Annotated in this window: 11 protein-coding genes and 1 pseudogene; 9 read left to right on the top strand and 3 right to left on the bottom strand. The window is 43.0% G+C overall.

Annotated features, from left to right (window positions below):
• Positions 1-2 precede the first annotated feature (2 nt).
• From HMPREF9447_RS21765 to HMPREF9447_RS21735, 7 genes and pseudogenes are all read left to right on the top strand, one after another.
• Positions 3-1,487 carry a RagB/SusD family nutrient uptake outer membrane protein gene (locus tag HMPREF9447_RS21765; protein WP_009131947.1) on the top strand — a complete coding sequence of 495 codons (1,485 nt, stop codon included), beginning with the start codon at positions 3-5 and terminating at the stop codon, positions 1,485-1,487.
• A gap of 180 nt (positions 1,488-1,667) precedes the next feature.
• Positions 1,668-4,967 (top strand): glycosyl hydrolase, encoded by a 3,300-nt coding sequence (locus HMPREF9447_RS21760; protein WP_009131946.1) that lies wholly within the window; start codon positions 1,668-1,670, stop codon positions 4,965-4,967.
• A gap of 51 nt (positions 4,968-5,018) precedes the next feature.
• A complete protein-coding gene (locus tag HMPREF9447_RS21755; RefSeq protein ID WP_009131945.1) occupies positions 5,019-7,787 on the top strand; it encodes a glycoside hydrolase family 2 protein in 2,769 nt (922 codons plus the stop codon).
• Positions 7,788-7,837: 50 nt separating this feature from the next.
• Positions 7,838-8,956, top strand: a pseudogene (locus HMPREF9447_RS29170) (glycoside hydrolase family 28 protein); the annotation flags it as partial.
• Positions 8,957-9,340: 384 nt separating this feature from the next.
• Positions 9,341-10,642 carry a rhamnogalacturonidase gene (locus HMPREF9447_RS29165; protein ID WP_044138579.1) on the top strand — a complete coding sequence of 434 codons (1,302 nt, stop codon included), beginning with the start codon at positions 9,341-9,343 and terminating at the stop codon, positions 10,640-10,642.
• A 25-nt stretch (positions 10,643-10,667) separates the two neighbouring features.
• Positions 10,668-13,109 (top strand): glycoside hydrolase family 2 TIM barrel-domain containing protein, encoded by a 2,442-nt coding sequence (locus HMPREF9447_RS21740; protein WP_009131943.1) that lies wholly within the window; start codon positions 10,668-10,670, stop codon positions 13,107-13,109.
• 351 nt (positions 13,110-13,460) lie between these two features.
• Positions 13,461-15,824 carry a glycosyl hydrolase 115 family protein gene (locus HMPREF9447_RS21735; RefSeq protein ID WP_009131942.1) on the top strand — a complete coding sequence of 788 codons (2,364 nt, stop codon included), beginning with the start codon at positions 13,461-13,463 and terminating at the stop codon, positions 15,822-15,824.
• 6 nt (positions 15,825-15,830) lie between these two features.
• Here the strand turns inward: HMPREF9447_RS21735 and HMPREF9447_RS21730 are convergent, their stop codons facing one another.
• On the bottom strand, positions 15,831-16,049 hold the full coding sequence (locus HMPREF9447_RS21730) for a hypothetical protein (protein WP_009131941.1): 219 nt from the start codon (positions 16,047-16,049) through the stop codon (positions 15,831-15,833).
• 369 nt (positions 16,050-16,418) lie between these two features.
• Here HMPREF9447_RS21730 and HMPREF9447_RS21725 point away from each other — a divergent pair, with 369 nt between their 5' ends.
• On the top strand, positions 16,419-16,997 hold the full coding sequence (locus HMPREF9447_RS21725) for a DJ-1/PfpI family protein (RefSeq protein WP_009131940.1): 579 nt from the start codon (positions 16,419-16,421) through the stop codon (positions 16,995-16,997).
• An 11-nt stretch (positions 16,998-17,008) separates the two neighbouring features.
• On the opposite strand, the gene HMPREF9447_RS21720 is transcribed toward HMPREF9447_RS21725, so the two are convergent.
• Positions 17,009-17,479 carry a GyrI-like domain-containing protein gene (locus tag HMPREF9447_RS21720; RefSeq protein WP_009131939.1) on the bottom strand — a complete coding sequence of 157 codons (471 nt, stop codon included), beginning with the start codon at positions 17,477-17,479 and terminating at the stop codon, positions 17,009-17,011.
• 30 nt (positions 17,480-17,509) lie between these two features.
• Positions 17,510-18,661, bottom strand: a complete 1,152-nt coding sequence (locus tag HMPREF9447_RS21715; protein WP_044138576.1) for a GyrI-like domain-containing protein — start codon at positions 18,659-18,661, stop codon at positions 17,510-17,512.
• Positions 18,662-18,784: 123 nt separating this feature from the next.
• Here HMPREF9447_RS21715 and HMPREF9447_RS21710 point away from each other — a divergent pair, with 123 nt between their 5' ends.
• Positions 18,785-20,137, top strand: a complete 1,353-nt coding sequence (locus tag HMPREF9447_RS21710; RefSeq protein WP_009131937.1) for an MATE family efflux transporter — start codon at positions 18,785-18,787, stop codon at positions 20,135-20,137.
• The last annotated feature ends 100 nt before the right edge of the window (positions 20,138-20,237 follow it).

Raw genomic sequence — 20,237 nt, 5'->3', positions numbered from 1 at the left:
TCATGAAAAAGACATTTTTAAATTTTATTTCTATATTGATATCCGGATGTTTGTTTACCGGATGTTTTGATCTGGATTATGAGAACTATAACAAAATTAATTCTGAGAATTTTCCTAAGAGTGAGGCTGATTTGCATGCAGCAACCATAGGAGTATATAATACTTTGGGAAATAGCTTTATTATGCAGTGGCTGAATAATGCTGGTTGGACATTAAATACACTTACAACAGATGAACTGAATACGAGTTGGGGAAATCCTTGGCAGCAAACAGAACGTTTTCTTTGGACACCTAATGATATGGCTGGTAAGTCATGTTATGAACAATATCAGAAAGGAATAACCAAGGCTACACGTGTGATAGATGCCTTTCAACACTCTACTGTTGAAGATACTAAGAAAAACAAATATATAGCGGAATTACGGGTACTGCGTGTGCTGTATGCTAATTATCTATATAGTATGGTAGGGGCAGTACCTATTGTTACGGACCCTGATATCGCTAATGATGTATATAAGGAGTGGAAACCTAAAAGACCGTCTAATGAAGAATATGTCTCTTTTATGACAAAAGAAATCCTTGAATCTTATGAATTGCTTGATATTGTACAATCACAGGAAAATCTGGGCAGGCTCTCGCAAGGGGCGGCATTGACATTACTTATGAAGATTTATATGAATGATAAGCAATGGCAGAATGCTGCGGATATTTCAAAGAAAATAATGGACCTTGGAGTCTATGATTTGATGCAACCTTATAAATCAGTTTTTGATATTAATAATGAAGGTACGAGCAATGTTGAGCGGATTTTCGCGATACAGCGAATCACATCTACTGACGCTTATGCCTGGACCTATTTCTCTTCTGTAATGCCGGCAACACCTACATATAAATCGCAGGTTGGAGGACAAATCAATATTTCGGGAGGACTTAAAATGCCTTGGGCGTTTTATGATAAATACGAGCAGAATGACTCACGTCTGGAAACTATTGTACGGTATTACACTGATACAGACGGTAATATGGTTGATTTTCGTGTAGTTGATCATCCCAAGGCTACTGGGGCGGCTCCAATGAAATATTCGGAAGACCCGGAACAAAAAGGTGCTATGCAAGGAAATGATTTTATTGTCTTCCGTTATGCTGATGTTCTCTTATCTCGTGCGGAAATATTAAATGAAATCAATGGACCAACAAAAGAATGTATTGATCTTATCAATTTAGTTCGGAATCGTGCAAATGCATCGCTGATTAAACAGGAAGATTATACAAAGGAAACCTTGAGAGATTTTCTGCTGGATGAAAGAGGGCGCGAACTTTATTGTGAAGGGCATCGTCGCCCGGACCTTATCCGCTTTGGTAAGTTCATCGAAAAAGTACGGGAAAAGGGATTCAATGCAGAAGATTATCATGTGTTATTCCCGATACCTCAAAGTGCAATGAATGAGAACCCTAATTTGACACAGAATCCGGGGTATGAAAAATAGATGATTGCGGAGATGCGCAATGTGCGTCTCCGCATCTCTTTACTTCCAATTTATGATTGATGCAATGAGGCCTTGTACGCTTATACATTACTTTGTACAAATCTACAGGGCTGCTTTTATTCTATTGCTTAATTTTGCGGGCAAACAATCTGCTCGGTCTTTCAAATTTAAAACTATACCATGAATAATAATACCATTTGGAAATTTGGTTGTCTCATACTTATACTTTGGAATGCGATACAAGTTATGCAGGCCGCTAATTTCGATCGAAAGAAACCCTTTGTTGACCATGAATCTGATTTGTTGCAAAAGGGGTTTCTTTTCCCTTCGGACAGCGTCCGTACTGCTGTTTACTGGTATTGGGTCAATGACCACATTTCTCAAGAAGGAGTGATTAAAGATCTGCATGCCATGAAGGCGGCAGGGATAAATCGGGTATTCATCGGCAGTAATATTCGTAACCGTACCAGTTGGTCAAGGGATCTTACCGGACAATGGTTCGGGAATGTCAAATGGAACTCGGATGAGTGGTGGGAAATACTTCATACTGCCCTTAAAACAGCTTCAGAGTTAGATATAGAAACCGGGCTCTTTAATTGCCCGGGATGGAGCCAGTCGGGAGGTCCCTGGATTAAGCCGGAACAAGCTATGCGTTATCTGGATGCTTCGGAACTTCGGGTGAAAGGACCTCTGAAGTTATCCCGGCAATTAACACAACCTGATACTCTTTTTCAAGATGTGAAAGTTCTGGCTTTCCCGGTTGCACCTGATTATGAGCAAAATCTTCTGGAAATGCCGGGAGCAATTATTACTTCGTCAGGCGATTTGCAAGTGGCTTCCTCTTTTAATCAAGATAAGGCAAAATATATTTTAGCAGGAGGAGAAGGATCATTGTATATTGAACTGCCCGATACTATTACTGCGCGTAGTTTGACACTCTATCCGTTTGAGTATATGAATCTGAAAGTAGAAGTGCAGGTAAAGGATGGTGGTGAATACAAAACCGTGCATAAATTCAATATAGAACGCAGGGATAGCGTGGAGAATCCGGCAAGTGCAGGCTTCGAACCTTATGCTCCTTATGCTCATTCATTAGGAGAGTTGAAAAGTAAATTTTTTAGGCTTATATTCAATAAAATAGGAAAAGAAGACAGCCGGATGAGTCGCATTGTACTGGGTTCTACTCCTGTTCTCAAAAATTTAACAGAAAAGAAACTGGCAAAGATATGGGGAGGAAATCCGCTTTGGAAGTCAACTTTATGGCAACCACAACCTGCTTATAGTGCATCGGTAGATGTCCCTCAGGCCCGGCAAGTGATTGATATTTCAAGTTTCATGTCAGCTGATGGCATCTTGAACTGGAATGTGCCTGAAGGAGAATGGATTATTATGCGGACAGGTATGAGAGTGATTGATGTCAGAAACGGTCCGGTTTCTTTTGAAGCTGAAGGGCTTGAAGCCGATAAGTTAAATAAAGAACACATACAAAGTCATTTTGATGCGTTTATTGGCGAGGTGTTGAGGCGGGTACCGGAAGAAGATCGTAAAACACTGAAAGTAGTGGTGGTAGATAGTTACGAACGAGGTGGACAAAATTTTACAGATGGTTTTCTGAATGAGTTCAAACAGCGTTATGGCTATGATGCAACCCCTTTCTTGCCTGTTTTTAAAGGGCATATTATTGGGAATCCGGATGTCTCCGACCGTTTCTTGTGGGATGTTCGTCGCTTTGTAGCAGATAAGGTGGCTTATGATTATGTGGGAGGATTAACAGAAGCGAGCCATAAACATGGCATGGTAACTTGGATAGAAAACTATGGGCATTCCGGCTTTCCGGGCGAATTCCTGCAATATGGCGGACAAGCCGACGAAGTCAGTGGTGAGTTTTGGGATGAACCGATAAGAAACAGTCGATATGAAAACCGTGGGGCTGCTTCTGCCGCTCATATTTATGGAAAGAAACATGTATGGGCCGAATCTTTTACCAGCGGTTCGTGGGATAATAACAAATCTTTCAGCTCCTATCCGAAGCGCTTGAAGAGGTATGCCGACTATTATTTTGCGGAAGGAATCAACAGTACATTGCTTCATGTATACATTCAGCAGGCCTATGAGGATGTCTATCCCGGTGTTGATGCTTGGTTCGGAACAGAATTCAATCGCAAGAATACCTGGTTTAGCCATGTCGATTTGTTTATACAGTATCTTAAGCGATGTAATTATATGTTGCAGCAGGGGCTGAATGTAGCTGACGTTGCTTACTATATTGGTGAAGATACGCCTAAAATGACGGGTATCCGGCAACCGGAAATACCGCAGGGATATAGTTATGATTATATTAATTCGGAGGTTATCTTGCGTGATATGTATGTTAGGGACGGTAGGCTGGTGTTGCCTCATGGAACTACTTATCGTCTACTTGTACTCCCCCCTCAGGATACGATGCGTCCCGAAGTTTTGGCTAAGATAGAACAACTGGTTGCTGATGGTGCCATCGTGTTGGGGCAGCGCCCCAATCGTTCACCCAGTTTGCAGAATTATCCCGATGCCGACCGCATAGTGCAAGAAGCTGCAGGCAGAATGTGGGGCGACGCCTCTACCAAATATCATAGGTATGGAAAGGGGATGGTAATGAAAGATTTATCTCTCGAAGAGGTCTTCAGGATTATAGAGATTGCTCCCGATTGCCTGGTTGACAATCCGTCGGTTCGTTATCTTCATCGTTCGTTAGGCGATAAGGATATTTATTTCTTGACTAATATCAGCGATAAGCCTGTTTCTTTCATCGCTGATTTCAGAATAAAAGGGATGCAACCTGAACTGTGGGATGCTGTGACAGGTACCACGCGCCCATTACCTGTATTTCATCAAAATGGCGAAATAACCGGGATACCCTTGCACTTGGAGGTAGATGGCAGTATGTTTATTGTATTCCGCACCGAAGGACTGCCTTCGAACAAGAAGGGATTAAGCAATTTTCCACTTAAAAAGAATCTCAGTGTTGAAATTGCTCCCTGGATGGTGACTTTTGAGCATGATTCCATTAAACGGGGACCATCTGAACCGGTCATATTTCATGAGTTGAAAGACTGGACTGAGTGTGATGATGAACGCATCCGCTACTATTCGGGAACGGCTGTTTATAGCACAATCCTAACTCTAGGCAAAGTTCCTAAGAACCAAAAACTTTATCTTGATTTGGGTGATCTGAGCGCTATGGCAAAAGTGAAAGTCAACGGCGAATATGTAGGTGGCGTATGGACATCGCCTTATCAGCTTGAGGTGACCGGAAAATTGAGGAAAGGGAAAAACAAACTTGAAGTAGAAGTTGTGAACACCTGGATGAACCGTTTGATAGGTGACCACCGTTTGGCTCCGGAAGAGAGAATTGTAAAGACTGATAATAATCATTGGAAGGCTGATTCTCCATTACAGAAATCCGGACTTTGGGGGCCGGTGAAGATACTTACTGTAGAGTGATTCTTTTAATATATTCTGAACTTATTCGATAAAACAAAACTTATTTACCTTATGAAAAATATACTATGTACTATTCTGATGGCGTTATTCAGCATATTGCTGTCAGCTCAATCTACCGAATCTCTTTATCTTTCAGGTAAGGGTACAGATGATGCTGTTATGTGGGATTTTTATTGTACTGCCGGACAAAACAGTGGCAAATGGACACAGATACCTGTGCCTTCGAATTGGGAGTTTCATGGATTCGGGCACTTCAATTATGGACATGACACAAAACGAGTTAATGAAAGTGGAAAATACCGTTATAATTTTGCTGTTCCAGCCGGATGGAAAAATAAGAAAGTGAATATTGTTTTTGAGGGCTCCATGACTGACACCGAGGTGAGGATAAACGGGCGCAGTGCCGGACCGGTACATCAGGGAGCGTTCTATCGTTTTCGCTACGATGTCGGCAAATTACTGAGATATGGAAAAGAAAACTTACTGGAGGTAACAGTACACAAATCTTCTGCTAATGCAACTGTGGAAAAAGCCGAACGTAAGGCTGATTTCTGGGTGTTCGGAGGAATATTCCGTCCGGTGTGGCTTGAAGCATTGCCTCAAAATCATATTAAACGTATTGCTATTGATGCTAAATGTGATGGAAAGTTCACAATGGATGTTTTTCTGGATAAAACGGTTTCAAAGGGTGAGATTATTGCTCAGGTAAAAACATTGGATGGGAAATTGTATGGTCCCCCCATTCGTCAGAACATCGGGAAGACAGATTCCCTGCGATTAACAGCTGCTTATTCCAATCCTGCTCTTTGGTCGTCGGAATTTCCAAACAGATATGAGGTGAAGGTTACTTTGCTAAAAGATAATGAGGAACAACATAGCATTACTGAGAAGTTTGGTTTCAGAACAGTCGAACTGCGTCCGGGGGATGGCTTTTATGTGAATGGTACGAAAATACGTTTTAAAGGTGTCAACCGGCATACGCATTGGCCAACTTCGGGCAGAGCCAGCAACCGTACTATCAGCCTGAACGATGCCCTGTTGATTAAAGAAATGAATATGAATGCCGTACGTATGTCACATTATCCACCGGACAAACATTTCCTTGAAGTATGTGATTCTCTCGGTTTGTATGTGATTGATGAATTAACCGCCTGGCAGTATCCTCCGTACGAAACTCCGGTGGGCAAAAAGCTGGTTAAGGAGCTGATTACACGTGATGTGAACCACCCTTGTATTGTGATGTGGGCTAATGGTAATGAAGGAGGATTCAACTTTGAATTGTTGCCTGAATTTGCCCGTTACGACATCCAGAAACGTTTAGTTATTCATCCCTGGCTCGAAGAAGAGAATGTGAATACGTATCATTACAATTCTTATGGAGTAGGTACTGATTTCTTTTTCCAGGGGAACAAGGTCTTTTTCCCTACGGAATTCTTGCACGGGGTTTATGATGGTGGGCATGGTGCAGGACTCGACGATTACTGGAATCTGATGCTTCATACACCACTCAGTGCCGGAGGGTTTCTTTGGGATTTTGCAGATCAGGGAGTAGTCCGGAATGATAAAGGAGGAATCATGGATGCTCACGGGCATCGTGGAGCAGACGGTATAGTAGGTCCTTATCGTGAAAAAGAAGGTAGTTTTTATGCTATTAAAGAAATCTGGTCTCCCGTTTATCCGGAAGGATCCAATTTCTTGCCTCTTTCTTTTGATGGGAAAATCAAAGTTCAGAATCGTTATCATTTTACCAATCTTAATCAGTGCTCTTTCAGTGCTGAGTGGGCTAAGATTGATTATCCCTCAGGGAAAGTATCTATGATTAAAACGAGTGTGGACGTCCCAGATGTGGCACCTGGATTGTCTGGTATATTGAAGGTTGAATTACCGGATGATATTTCTCATTATGATGCATTCTATCTGAGGGGATTTGCTCCGGATGGAAAGGAGATTTATACATGGACACGCACCATAACATCAGCCAGTCGGTATGCCGAAAGACTTGTTGAGAAAGAGGGCACTCAACCTGAATTTCTGGAGACTGCCGAAGAGGCTCGTTACACCAAAGGGCATACCACTCTTGTAGTCGATAAGAAGAAGGGGATAATTAGTAAGATAGAGGTGAAAGGTAAGACATTGCCACTCGAAAACGGCCCGCGGTTTACTGTTGGAAACTTCAAAGTTTCGGGGACAGAGATATCTGGTGATGGAAAGAATGTGGTAGAATTCTTATTTAAACAAGAAGGAGATGAAAAACAATTGAGGAATAAGATAAGGATTAGTATGCTGCCGGCTGAGTGGATTGAAGTGGATTATTCATTTGATGTAGGAGGATCTTACGATCAAATAGGGGTAACTTTTGATTTTCCCGAAGAAAGTGTGAAAGGTGTCAGATGGCTGGGAAACGGTCCTTACCGGGTATGGAAGAATCGGATGAAAGGAGTAACGTTCGGCATTTGGGAAAAGGAATATAATAATACTGTTACCGGGCAATCGTGGGAATATCCGGAGTTCAAAGGATTTCATTCAAATTTATATGCTGCTGATTTGTTTACCACATATGGAACTTTGAGGATTGTAGCAGAAAAGCAAAACTTATTCTTGCATCTGTTTACGCCGGAAAAACCGGAAAAGCGAAACAATGATAATACACTCGGCATTTTTCCTGACGGTCAGTTATCCATACTGAATGCTATCAGTGCTGTGGGAACTAAATTCAAGAAGGCATCTGAGGTTGGACCGCAAAGCCAGCAGAACATTTTTATCAGTTCTGATCATACTGAACCTCTGAAAGGGAAATTTTATTTGAAGTTTGAACCTTGATTGGGCTTATTGAGAACTCTGGGGCTATAATCGGAAAAATATTGAAGAGAATGATAAAACAATATATAATTGCATTACCGATCATGTTGTGCCTCTCATGGACGTCTATAGGGGCACAAAGCAAGCAGGATATTCCAGAGATAGGGGAAGTTGGTGCAGCTTTGATGCCCGATGATATTGAGCCTGTCAAGGGAGTATCTTTCGATATGCCACAATTCAAAAGACCTGTTTTTCCTGATATTACAATTAATATATCCGAGAGAGGAGCAAGATCAAATGTTCTTGTTACTTCCATCATTAATCAGGCTATTGTAGATGTGAATAAAAAAGGGGGAGGAACGGTACTTGTTCCGCCAGGGCGATGGAAGTCGGGGCGTATTATGCTGAAAAGCAATGTGAATCTTCATATTGCCGAGGGTGCTGAAATTGAATTCTCCGGGGACATTGAAGATTATCTTCCGGCTGTATTTACGCGTCACGAGGGTATCGAACTGTTTGGAGCAGGTGCTTTTATCTATGCCGATGGCGAGAATAATATAGCAGTTACCGGCAAAGGGACGATAACGGGGCCGGCTTTGGATTCGGAGGTCAGAAAACGTACCAATACGGCTGCCGTTGTAGAAATTGACGTACCTGCAACCATGCCCTTAAACGAACGTCTGTTCGACGGCATGGAAGGACGGGATTTTCAGCCTCCCAGAACGATTGCTCCCATCAACTGTACCAATGTGTTTATTGAGGGCATTACCATGAATCGTAGTGCCCTTTGGAATGTGGTTCCTACTTATTGCGAAAATGTAATAATACGTGGGATTACAGTCAACTCATTGGAAATACCGCGTGGTGATGGAATAGATATAGAATCATCTAAAAACGTACTGATTGAATATTGCACCTTAAATACGCATGACGATTGCTTTACGCTGAAATCCGGCAGAGGAGAAGAAGGTGTACATATAGGACGGCCCACAGCAAATGTCGTTATCCGTCATTCGCTGGCAACTAACGGTCCGGGCGGAATAACCTGTGGCAGCGAAACAGCGGGGAATATAAAGAATATCTATGCTCATGATTGTGTTTTCAAGGGTACAATGACAGGCATACTGTTCAAGACACGCCGTCCCCGTGGTGGTGGCACCGAGAATGTTTTGTATGAACGTATCCGCATGATTGATGTGAAAGATGCTTTCAAGTGGGAACTTCTGGGCAGCAAACGATGGGTAGGTGAACTGGCTGACCGAATGCCTCTACGTGCTATTAACAGCCTGACTCCGGTAGTGAGAAACATTCATGTCAGAGATTTCATTGTGGAATCTTCTGACAGGATGATTACTGCCATTTGCATTCCTGAAGTCCCCCTCAGAAATGTTCTCATAGAGAATGGTACAGTCCATTGTAAACAGATTATTCCCAGGTTGAATGATGTTGAGGGGTTTACGCTGAGTAATATCACCATCCATTCTCAGGATAATAAAATCAATATTCTGGACGGTAGGGATGTTCTTTTCAGAAAAGTGAAATTCATCACTCCGGAAGGGGAAGTAATTGCAAATATAGAAGGTGAGCAATCAAAAGGTGTTCTATTTGAAGAGCTATATCCTAATGTGCGGCAGGAAAGATTTCCCGACGGTACACTTATTCCTGCCTGGTTCTATCAAAGTAAAGAAGCAGATATAAATGCATTCGGCAAAAAATACTGCATAACGGATTATGGAGTAGTCAATGACAGTACCATCGTGCAAACTGAGAAGATACAGGCAGTCATCGATTCTGCCGAGAAAAATGGGGGAGGAGTAGTCATAATCCCTAAGGGGACATTCTTAAGCGGTTCTCTCTTCTTTAAACCTAAAACCCATTTATATCTGGAAGAAAAAGCCACACTGAAAGGGAGCGATGATATTAGTGATTTTGCAGTGGTGGATACCCGTATGGAAGGTCAGTCACTGAAATATTTTGCTGCTTTGCTCAATGCTGATGAGGTTGACGGTTTCACCGTTTCCGGTAAAGGAACGATCAATGGCAACGGTATGCGATACTGGAAATCATTCTGGCTGCGTCGTGAGGTAAATCCTAAGTGTACGAATATGGATGAACTTCGTCCTCGTCTGCTTTATGTATCTAATAGTAAGAATGTGCAGATTTCAGGAGTGCGATTGATAAACTCACCTTTCTGGACCACCCATTTTTACAAGTGTGAACAGTTGAGGCTATTGAACCTGCATATCACTTCGCCAACCTCTCCGGTGCATGCTCCCAGCACGGACGGTGTAGACATTGATGTATGTACCAATGTCCTGATAAAGAATTGCTATATATCAGTAGATGATGATGGCATCGCTTTAAAAGGGGGAAAGGGACCATGGGCGGACCGGGACCCCAATAATGGTGTGAATAGTAATATCTTGATTGAAGATTGTACTTTTGGCTACTGTCATGGTGCGCTAACTTGTGGAAGTGAGGGGATTCATAATCGCAATATAGTTCTGCGTCGTTCTAAGATTGATAAGGCTGAAAACTTATTGAGGCTGAAGATGCGCCCGGATACTCCTCAAAGATATGAATATATTTTAGTAGAAGATATTCAGGGCAGTGCAAAGAATTTTATTCAGATTCGCCCCTGGACGCAGTTCTTCAATCTGGAAGACCGGAAGGATGTTCCATTGTCTTATGCAGATAATATTGCAATGCGCAATATAGAATTGGAATGTAATAGATTCTTTGTCGTAGAGAAATCAGAGCAGTATAGGCTGTCCAACTTTCATTTTGAGGATTTGCGCATAAAAGCGAAAAATGGGAAATATGATGTGGATATTATTGATGGCTTGTCTGCCAAAAATGTGATTATTAATGAGTGATTCTTAAATCTTTTATAATTATACCATGTTTGAAACAATAAGGAGAATTATTTATTTAACGCTATTACTGTGTGTAATGCAGGTTATGCAAGCCGGAGAATCAGACCGGAAAGAATTATTTGACCGAGGATGGCGTTTTAGTCTGGGTAATCTGGAAAATGCCCATCAAGCTGTTTATGATGATTCCTCGTGGCGGTTATTAAATCTTCCACACGATTGGAGTGTTGAACCATTGAAAGAGCAGATTCCCGGTGAAACCATAGGCCCTTTCAGCAAGAAAAGTCCCGGAGGGGCAGCAACGGGACAAACGCTTGGAGGCGAAGGATGGTACCGTAAAACCTTTGTCATTTCACCGGAAGATGCCGGTAAACGGCATGAGCTCTATTTCGAAGGTATATACAACCAGTCCGAAATCTGGGTGAACGGTCGGAAGGCTCATCGTAATGTTTATGGTTATTCCACTTTCCGCTTCGATATAACTCCATATTGCAATCCGGCAGGGCAGGAAAACGTGATTGTCGTGCGGGTTATCAATGAGGGTAAAAACTCCCGCTGGTATACCGGCTCAGGCATCTACCGGCATGTCTGGATGATACGTACCGCTCCATCGCACATTGACGATTGGGGGACTTTCATAACCACAAACCGTATTGCGGATAATCAGGCTGATGTTTCACTGACTGCTACTGTGGTGAACGGAAATGATAGTGCAACGGATTTTGAGGTTCGCATTGAACTGGTTTCGCCTACAGGAAAAACCGTATCCAAGGCTACCCAAAGTACAAAGGTTGCAAGCCGTGATACCCTTGAAATACCTTTCCACCTCCAGGTGAAAAAGCCCAGACTCTGGTCGACGGAAACCCCCGACCTATATACATCCAGAATTAGTTTGTGGAAAGACGGTACCCGCTTGGATGAGGTGGCCATTCCATTTGGTATCCGTACAATCTCATTTTCTGTTGAGAATGGTTTTGAACTTAATGGAGTTAAGACGAAATTGAAAGGTGGCTGTGTGCATCATGACAACGGATTACTGGGCTCGGCAGCCTTCGACCGCGCGGAGGAGCGGAAAGTCGAGATACTGAAGAAGAACGGCTACAATGCGGTTCGAGGCTCTCACAATCCGATGTCGGAGAGTTTCATGTCGGCTTGCGATCGTTTGGGTATGCTGGTTATTGATGAAGCGTTTGACCAATGGCGTGGGAAGAAAAATCCGCAGGACTATCATCTGTATTTTGACGAGTGGAGTGCCAAGGACATCAGGGCGTTGGTGCTGAGAGACCGTAATCGTCCGTCGGTAATCATGTGGAGCATTGGCAACGAAATCCGTGAACGCATCACCGATGAAGGAAGAGAGACGGCAGGATACCTGAAAAATGAGATTCTGAAATACGACCGTACGCGTCCCGTCACCGCCGGCGTGAACAAGCATTGGGATAAGGACCGGAAGAATATGCTTCCTCTTGATAATGCTTTCCATCATCTGGACGTTGCCGGATATAACTATATGTGGCGATTCTATGAAGAAGACCATGCGAAGTATCCGCAGCGGATTATATTCGGAAGCGAGAGTGTGGCAACGGAAGCCTCCCACAACTGGGATATGGTAGAGAAACATCCTTATGTTATCGGAGATTTCATCTGGACGGCCATGGATTATCTGGGAGAGTCGGGGATAGGGAACTCCCTTGAAGTTGACCCTGAAGAAAATGTTCATCAATTCATGAGTTGGCCCTGGTTTAATGGTTGGTGCGGGGATATTGACTTGTTAGGGGTTAAGAAGCCGCAGTCCTATTACCGCGATGTCCTGTGGCATGAACGGAAAATCAGTATGGCTGTTGAAGTGCCTGTTGCCGAAGGTAAAATACGCAAAGTGAGTTTCTGGGGCTGGCCCGAAGAACGGCTCTCATGGACATTTCCCGGAATGGAGAACAGGCGGTTGAAAGTGAATGTATATACGCGTGCCCCTAAAGTAAGGCTGTATCTCAACAATGTTCTTGTAGAAGAGAAAATCGTTAATGAACAATACAAAGCCTCGTTCGAAGTACCCTATCAAGAGGGAACATTGAAAGCTGTTGAAGTAGATGATAATAAGGAAGGTGCATCAACGGTGTTGGCAACTGCCGGTGAGGCTACCGGGTTGCGTGTAACTGCAGATAAAACCCGCCTCTCGGCAGATGGGCAAGATTTGTCGTATGTATGGATTGAACTTGTTGATAAGAAAGGCAATGTCGTCTATGATTCTCAGCGTAAAATTCAGATTGCATCCGAAGGTGACGGCGCCTGCATTATCGCTTCTGGAACAGCCTCTCCCAATGATATGGCGAGCTTCCAGTCTCTCACTCCGACGCTTTTTAACGGGCGGGCGATGGTTATCATCCGTTCGGACTATCACCCCGGGAAGATGAGGCTGACAGTTGCTTCTGATGGGATAAAGACGTCTGCTATTAATCTAAATACTAAATAATGCGAATCAGTAGTTGATTTTAACTCTAAACTGCTCCGAAATGAATGAAGTGTTTTTTGTTTATTTGTCCGAATTAATTGTTGACTGAGTAGCGAAACGTAACAATTTGATTATGAGCGCATATAAATAGGGGCTATCTCAGTCGTATACTTAGGGTACCTCAGTCGTATACTGAGATGCCCTAAGTATACGACTGAGGTACCCTAAATATACGACCCGGATTGAGTGTTTGCTTTTTGTAAAATAATATTCTTTTTCAAATATTAAAATCAAACTAAATGTCATTTGCTTCATTACCGCGCAATCATGAGCCTAATTCAACTACTGATTTACATAAATAATGAATTATATATGAGAAAATTAATAATCGTTTTTTTATTCGGCTTGATTATTTCAGGCTGCTCTTCCACAGATTTTGTTTTTCGTAGTAAGACGGACTTGCAAGTGTCGATAAGCCCTGATGAAACTCAGGTCGTTCAGACGGCACTGGATATTTTGGCAAAGGATTATCAGCATGTATTTGACGGGAAACTCGTCCGGGAAAAGAATGGACAACTCTTCATCGGAACACTCGGTAATAACAGTGATGCTGAAAAAATGATAGACCGGAAATCAATTGAGGATTTACGTTCTCACGAGGAAGGTTTCGTCATTCAAGTCAGGAACGGACGGGTGTATATACTGGGAAGCGACAAACGCGGAACGGCGTATGGAATTCTCGAACTGTCGCGCCTCATCGGTGTATCTCCCTGGGAGTGGTGGGCCGATTCGCCTGTCGAAAAGAAAAAGACCATTGTGTTGGCGGATGGCTTCCATAGCATGAAATATCCTTCTGTTGCCCGCCGTGGCATCTTTCTCAATGATGAGGACTGGGGATTGACGCCGTGGAGCTATCTGACGAATGAGCCTTCTGACATCAAAGGGCAGATTGGGCCTGATACCCATGCACGTATTTTTGAGTTACTGCTGCGTTTACGGGCTAATACCTTCTGGCCTGCCATGCACGATTGTTCAGTAGCTTTCTACATGACTCCCGGTAACAAAGAAATGGCTGATAAATATGGAATATTTGTTGGCACCTCCCATTGTGAACCTATGGTGCGCAACACCAATGCCGAGTGGAGACATGTCGGCACCGGTACCTACGATTATGTAAACAACCGTGGGAATGTATTGAAATTCTGGGAAGAGCGTGTAAAAGAATTGTCTGGCTCGGATAATATATATACACTTGGCATACGTGGTGTGCACGACAGTAAAATGCTGGGAGCAAATACGACTCAGGAACAAAAAGCTGCCTTGATTGATATCCTTAAAGACCAGCGGGAGATGATTGCGAAATATGTCAACCCGAATGTAGAAGAAGTATCGCAGGTATTTATCCCCTACAAAGAAGTGCTGGATGTCTATAATATGGGACTTGAAGTCCCTGAGGACGTCTGCCTGATGTGGTGTGATGATAATTATGGCTATATCCGGCATTTCCCTACAGCCACAGAACGTGCTCGCAAAGGAGGGAACGGCATCTATTACCATGTCTCATATTGGGGCCGTCCGCACGATTATTTATGGTTGTGTACAAATCATCCTGCTCAACTGTATACACAGATGAGGCTTGCCTATGATAAAGGTGCAAAAGATATGTGGATACTCAATGTGGGGGATATTAAGCCTGCTGAATATCTGACGGAACTGTTTCTGGATATGGCATGGGACATTGAAGCTATTGAAAACAATGTCGGTGGACTGGACAAGCATCTATATACGTGGCTGAGCCGTGAGTTCGGAGAAGAAAATGCCAAGGAACTGCTGCCGGTTATGAATGAATACTACCGCTTGGCCTATATTCGTAAGCCCGAGTATATGGGGAATACGCGGACAGAAGAAAAAGACCCTGCATATAAGGTCGTGTCCGACCTTCCGTGGAGTGAAGAATATATCCGTCAGCGCATACAGGAGTATAAGGTGATTTCGGATAAAGTACAGGAAATGTCCCGAAATATCCCATCCGGGAAATACGGTACCTGGTTCCAACTTGTAGAATATCCCGTTCGCGCTGCTGCAGAGATGAATCGGAAACATCTGTATGGACAGTTGGCGCGTCATGGGAAAGCGGATTGGGAGCTCAGTGATTCAGCTTACGATGAGATTGTATCGTTGACGGACAAATATAACTCACTGAACGGTGGCAAGTGGCGGCATATCATGGATTACCGGCCTCGCAGACTACCTGTTTTTGAGCGTGTGCCGCATACCATAGCTACTACTTCGTTTGCACAGACTCAAACGCCGCTTTGCCTTTTCAATGGAGCGGAATATGATGCGCATAAAGGAGATAAGCCGTTGGTTCATGGTCTGGGCTATGAACGTAAGGCAATCAGTCTGCCGGTTAAAAGTGAGGTTAGCTATACGTTTGAGGCAGAAAATGCTGATTCTGTATGGGTAGAGCTATCTCTGGCTCCCAATCACCCTGTGGAAGGTAAAGAAATCAGATATTCCATAGCCATTGACGACGGACAGGCACAAACAGTGGATTACCATACCGAGGGTAGAAGCGAGGAGTGGAAAGAAAATAATCTGCGGAATCAGGCTATACGGATAACTGGACACGCTTTGCAAAGTTTGGATAAACATATATTGACCATTACGGCATTGGATGAAGGAGTTGTTGTCGATCAGATAAAGCTATGGAATAATAATAGTCAAGCTGAATGATTCGTTTTACTCCAACTCCATTGCACGGATATTGATGGTCTGTAGTATATCTGAAACATCAGCCGGAGTGATGCCCCGACATTCTATCCTTAATACCTTTTCCCAATCTTCAAAGTCTACATTCCATTTATGAATCTGGGGATATTGTGTAAACAGTATCCCTATTCTTGTTATGTCTTGCTCCTTAGTGATGGAGGTTCGGAAAATTAAAATACTATCTTGCATGGCGGTGATTTATGTTTTTTCTATTATTTAGTTTAATTTAGTCTGCTTAGTCTGTCTGAAAGTGCCCGGTTACGGAAGTAAAGGTAAATCAAAATATCCTTCTATAAAGAGTTATTAGACGAACTTCATGCTACTTATGACGAAATGAGTCCTGGCTGAGACGAACTAAAAAAACAGGGAACCCCTATACCGTGAAAAGGTATAGGGGAGGAATGCATAAACATATTCATGCCCTATGATTTGAATTGCAAAAGTAGCACCAAATAATCAGATAAGGTTGTCCATTCTTGCTAATATCCCGCTTGCTTCTGAAACTAATGCCTATCTTTGCGACGTTAATCATTCGTTCAATTTGAAACTATAAAGATTATGAGATTATTGGTATTTCTTGCTAAGGGATTTGAAACCATCGAGTTCAGTGCTTTTATTGACGTCATGGGTTGGGCGAAGACCGACTTTGACTGTGATATAGAAACCGTTATCTGTGGTTTGAACAGTAAGGTTGTGGGTTCTTTCAATGTTTCGGTTTTAGTAGATAAAACCATAGAAGAAGTTTCTGCGGATGATTATGATGCTCTTGCCATACCCGGTGGTTTTGAAGAATTTGGCTTTTATGAAGAAGCTTATAATGAAAAGCTCCTGGATTTGATTCGCCAATTCAACTCTCAAAAGAAATGGATTGCAACGGTCTGTGTAGGAGCCTTGCCTGTCGGGAAAAGTGGAGTTCTGACTGGCAGGAGGGCAACCACCTATCACCTCAGAGGTGCGCATAAACAGAAAGTTCTTCAAGAATTTGGAGTGACTATCGTTAATGAGCCTATAGTGGTGGATGATAATATTATAACTTCCTATTGCCCTCAGACCTCGTATGGCGTGGCCCTTCTTTTGCTGGAAAAGCTGACCTCTTTCCGTGAGATGACTTTAGTGAAAGAGGCCATGGGATTCTGAGAATAATGCTTCTATTTTAGCGGCATCTCCACTCTTGTCACCTGTTCTTCTTCGGGCACATCCGGTCCGGTATAGTAATACTCGATAGAGGTGCCGGTACCCTGGTATCCATTTGCTTTTATCCATCCCATCATTTCATTGTACAGGGCTGCCAGTTCGTTATAATTTCCTCGGTGCAGGCAATAGAGTATTTTCCTTTCCGGGACTATGATAGATCTGATATTCCCTTTTCCTTGCAACTTCTCGGATGATTTCAATCCGATAATCATCCGGATATTCTGCTCATTCAGATTTTCAAATTCAGGATATTCCACAAAGGGGATATCTGTTGTAATTTCGTTTTGCTCTTTGAATAAGGTATCTATTGCTACGAAATTCTCTCCGATAGCTTTAGGCATTCCCTGCATGTCAGTTTGCACTTCAACTACAAGAGCTGCATGTTCCGGCTGTTTCAACAGCATGATTTCTGAAATTTTTCCCATGGTACTTTGTTTTTTAATGTTAGTAAGTTATTATTTTCTTGTGACAGGTATGTATATGTCCGTTATCAGTTCCGTCCTTGGGGTTGAGGCCGGGTGATTCATGTACATTTCAAAACTAAAGGTTGTCTTGGGGCGGTATTTGCTTTCGGGAAACCATTCTCCATAAATCATCCGGTAGAAGTTATGTAGCTGAGAATAATCTCCTGTATGCTTGAATATTGCATAACGATCGGCAGGAATTTCCATAACTCCGGGTTCTGAACCTGTTTTTTCATCATCCTGAATCGTTGTTCCCAGATAGAAACGGCATTTTTCAGTGGGAGTAATGGAAGGATCGTCCATGCTCAGGCTGACAAATTTATAATTTGTTTTCCCCTTATTATACTCTTGTGCATAGTGCATGAGTTTATTCCATATCAGCTTGTACCGGAGTTTATCTTTATAATCCTCACCGACTTCAATACAGAATATCTTAATCGGATTAATCAATCTGATTTCAGGCGTGAGGTTCATATCTTGCTCGCTGTGCAGTTGCTTATATTTCTCCCTGTATTGGGAAGCTGATACACCAAAGTGATTTTTGAAGGCTTTGGCAATGCTGAACTTTGTCTGATAATTCGTCTGTTCCAGAATTTGATTGAGTGAATAATCTGTTGAAACCAACAGATAGGCTATGTGCTCCAGTCGTAAACGCTGTATATAGCTGCTGACACTTTCTCCTGTAACGGTCCGGAAGACCCTTCTGAAATGGAATTTAGACAATCCGCTCATGGAACTCAATGTATCTGCATCCAGCACATCGAATAAATGATTATTGATATGAACGATCATATCCTGAATTCTTTGGTGATGGATGTTGCTTGTCTCCTGCTTCTGCTTCCATCGGCTCAATGTGGACAGCCGCTTATTCAGAATACTTCTTAACTGTTCCGGAGAATAGCCCGTATTGGCATAAACATTATATTTATCGGTATATTTCACCCATATATCCACCATGTCCGACATGGATACATCGACCGTATATTCTCCATCTTTCAGGCAGTAATAGCAATACTCATCACTTCGGGAACTATCGGAATTGGTTCCCAGCCATTCTTCTACATCAAAGCGGAGCGGCATTCCGCAACTCTGGCAATACCTCCTGTTTATATCATATTCAACTGTCTGTTTTGCTTTGCTCATGGCACAAAAATAGGGCATTTCTCTTATAAAGAGTTGTCCTATATAGTCATTTTAGTATTTACTTTTGAGAATCGGATAGCTATTTCTCGTACCTTTGCCCCGTTTTTAGAAAGAGGCTTTAAGATGATCAATAAATATGAAGAACGTCTGGGAACCGAGCGCATGCTGCCATTGGTTTTCAAGATGGCGCTTCCGGCAGTAGCAGCACAATTCGTCAATTTGCTTTATAGCATTGTCGACCGTATCTATATCGGACACATACCGGGCATCGGAACCGATGCGTTGGCAGGCGTGGGGGTAACCATTTCTCTTGTCGTACTGATTTCTTCTTTTTCGGCAATTGTAGGTGGAGGTGGTGCGCCACTGGCTGCCATAGCCCTTGGGCAAGGTGACCGCCAGCGTGCTGGGAAGATATTGGGGAACGGTTTTGTCATGCTGATTCTGTTCACTTTGCTGACCTCTTCCATAGCCTATACCTTTATGGAGCCTATCCTCCTCTTTACAGGTGCCTCAGAGCATACCTTGGGATATGCCGTCGATTATCTCTCCATTTATTTGCTGGGAACCATTTTTGTGGAGATTTCCACCGGACTGAATTCTTTTATCAATGCCCAAGGGCGTCCTGCCATTGCCATGTACTCTGTCCTGATCGGAGCTTTATTGAATATCGTTCTTGATCCTATCTTTATCTTCTGGTTCGATATGGGAGTAAAAGGTGCGGCTTTGGCTACGGTGATTTCACAGGTTTGCAGTGCTGCGTGGGTATTGTCTTTCCTTTTTTCCCGAAAGGCTTCTCTGCCTCTTGAGCGACGCTATATGAAATTGAATTGGGGAATTGTAGCTGCAATGCTGGCTCTTGGTGTATCTCCGTTCATTATGGCAAGTACGGAGAGTCTGGTAGGTTTTGTACTGAATAGTAGCTTGAAGGAGTTTGGAGATATCTACGTCAGTGCACTGACTATTTTACAGACCTCGATGCAGTTTGCCAGTGTGCCGCTGACGGGGTTTGCGCAAGGCTTTGTCCCGATTGTGAGTTACAATTATGGGCATGGAGACAGGCAGCGTGTGAAGGATTGTTTCCGTATTGCCCTGTTTACCATGTTTTCCTTCAATCTGATTCTGATGTTGTTTATGATTCTCTTCCCTTCAACGGTTGCATCAGCTTTTACGAGCGATGAACGGCTGATAGAGACGGTTCGTTGGACAATGCCTGTCTTTCTGGGTGGTATGACCATTTTCGGATTGCAACGTGCTTGCCAGAATATGTTTGTGGCATTGGGACAAGCCAAGATATCCATTTTTATCGCTTTGCTCCGTAAGGCGATTCTTTTGATTCCGTTGGCACTGATACTGCCCCGTTTTATGGGAGTGACCGGAGTATATGCGGCTGAGGCAATATCCGATGCTACGGCTGCAATTTGCTGCACGTTGCTGTTCTTTTGGCAGTTCCCTAAGATTTTGGGAAAGATGAAATAGGGCAGGAGGAAGCTTCCCAACCACTCTTAAAGTGATTATTTTCATCTTATTGGTTTGATAATTGAAACTATGATTAACTTTGTAAGTGCTCATATAATAG

The organism is Bacteroides oleiciplenus YIT 12058 (assembly GCF_000315485.1).
GTDB lineage: Bacteria > Bacteroidota > Bacteroidia > Bacteroidales > Bacteroidaceae > Bacteroides > Bacteroides oleiciplenus.
This window is presented reverse-complemented; position numbering and strand designations above follow the sequence as displayed.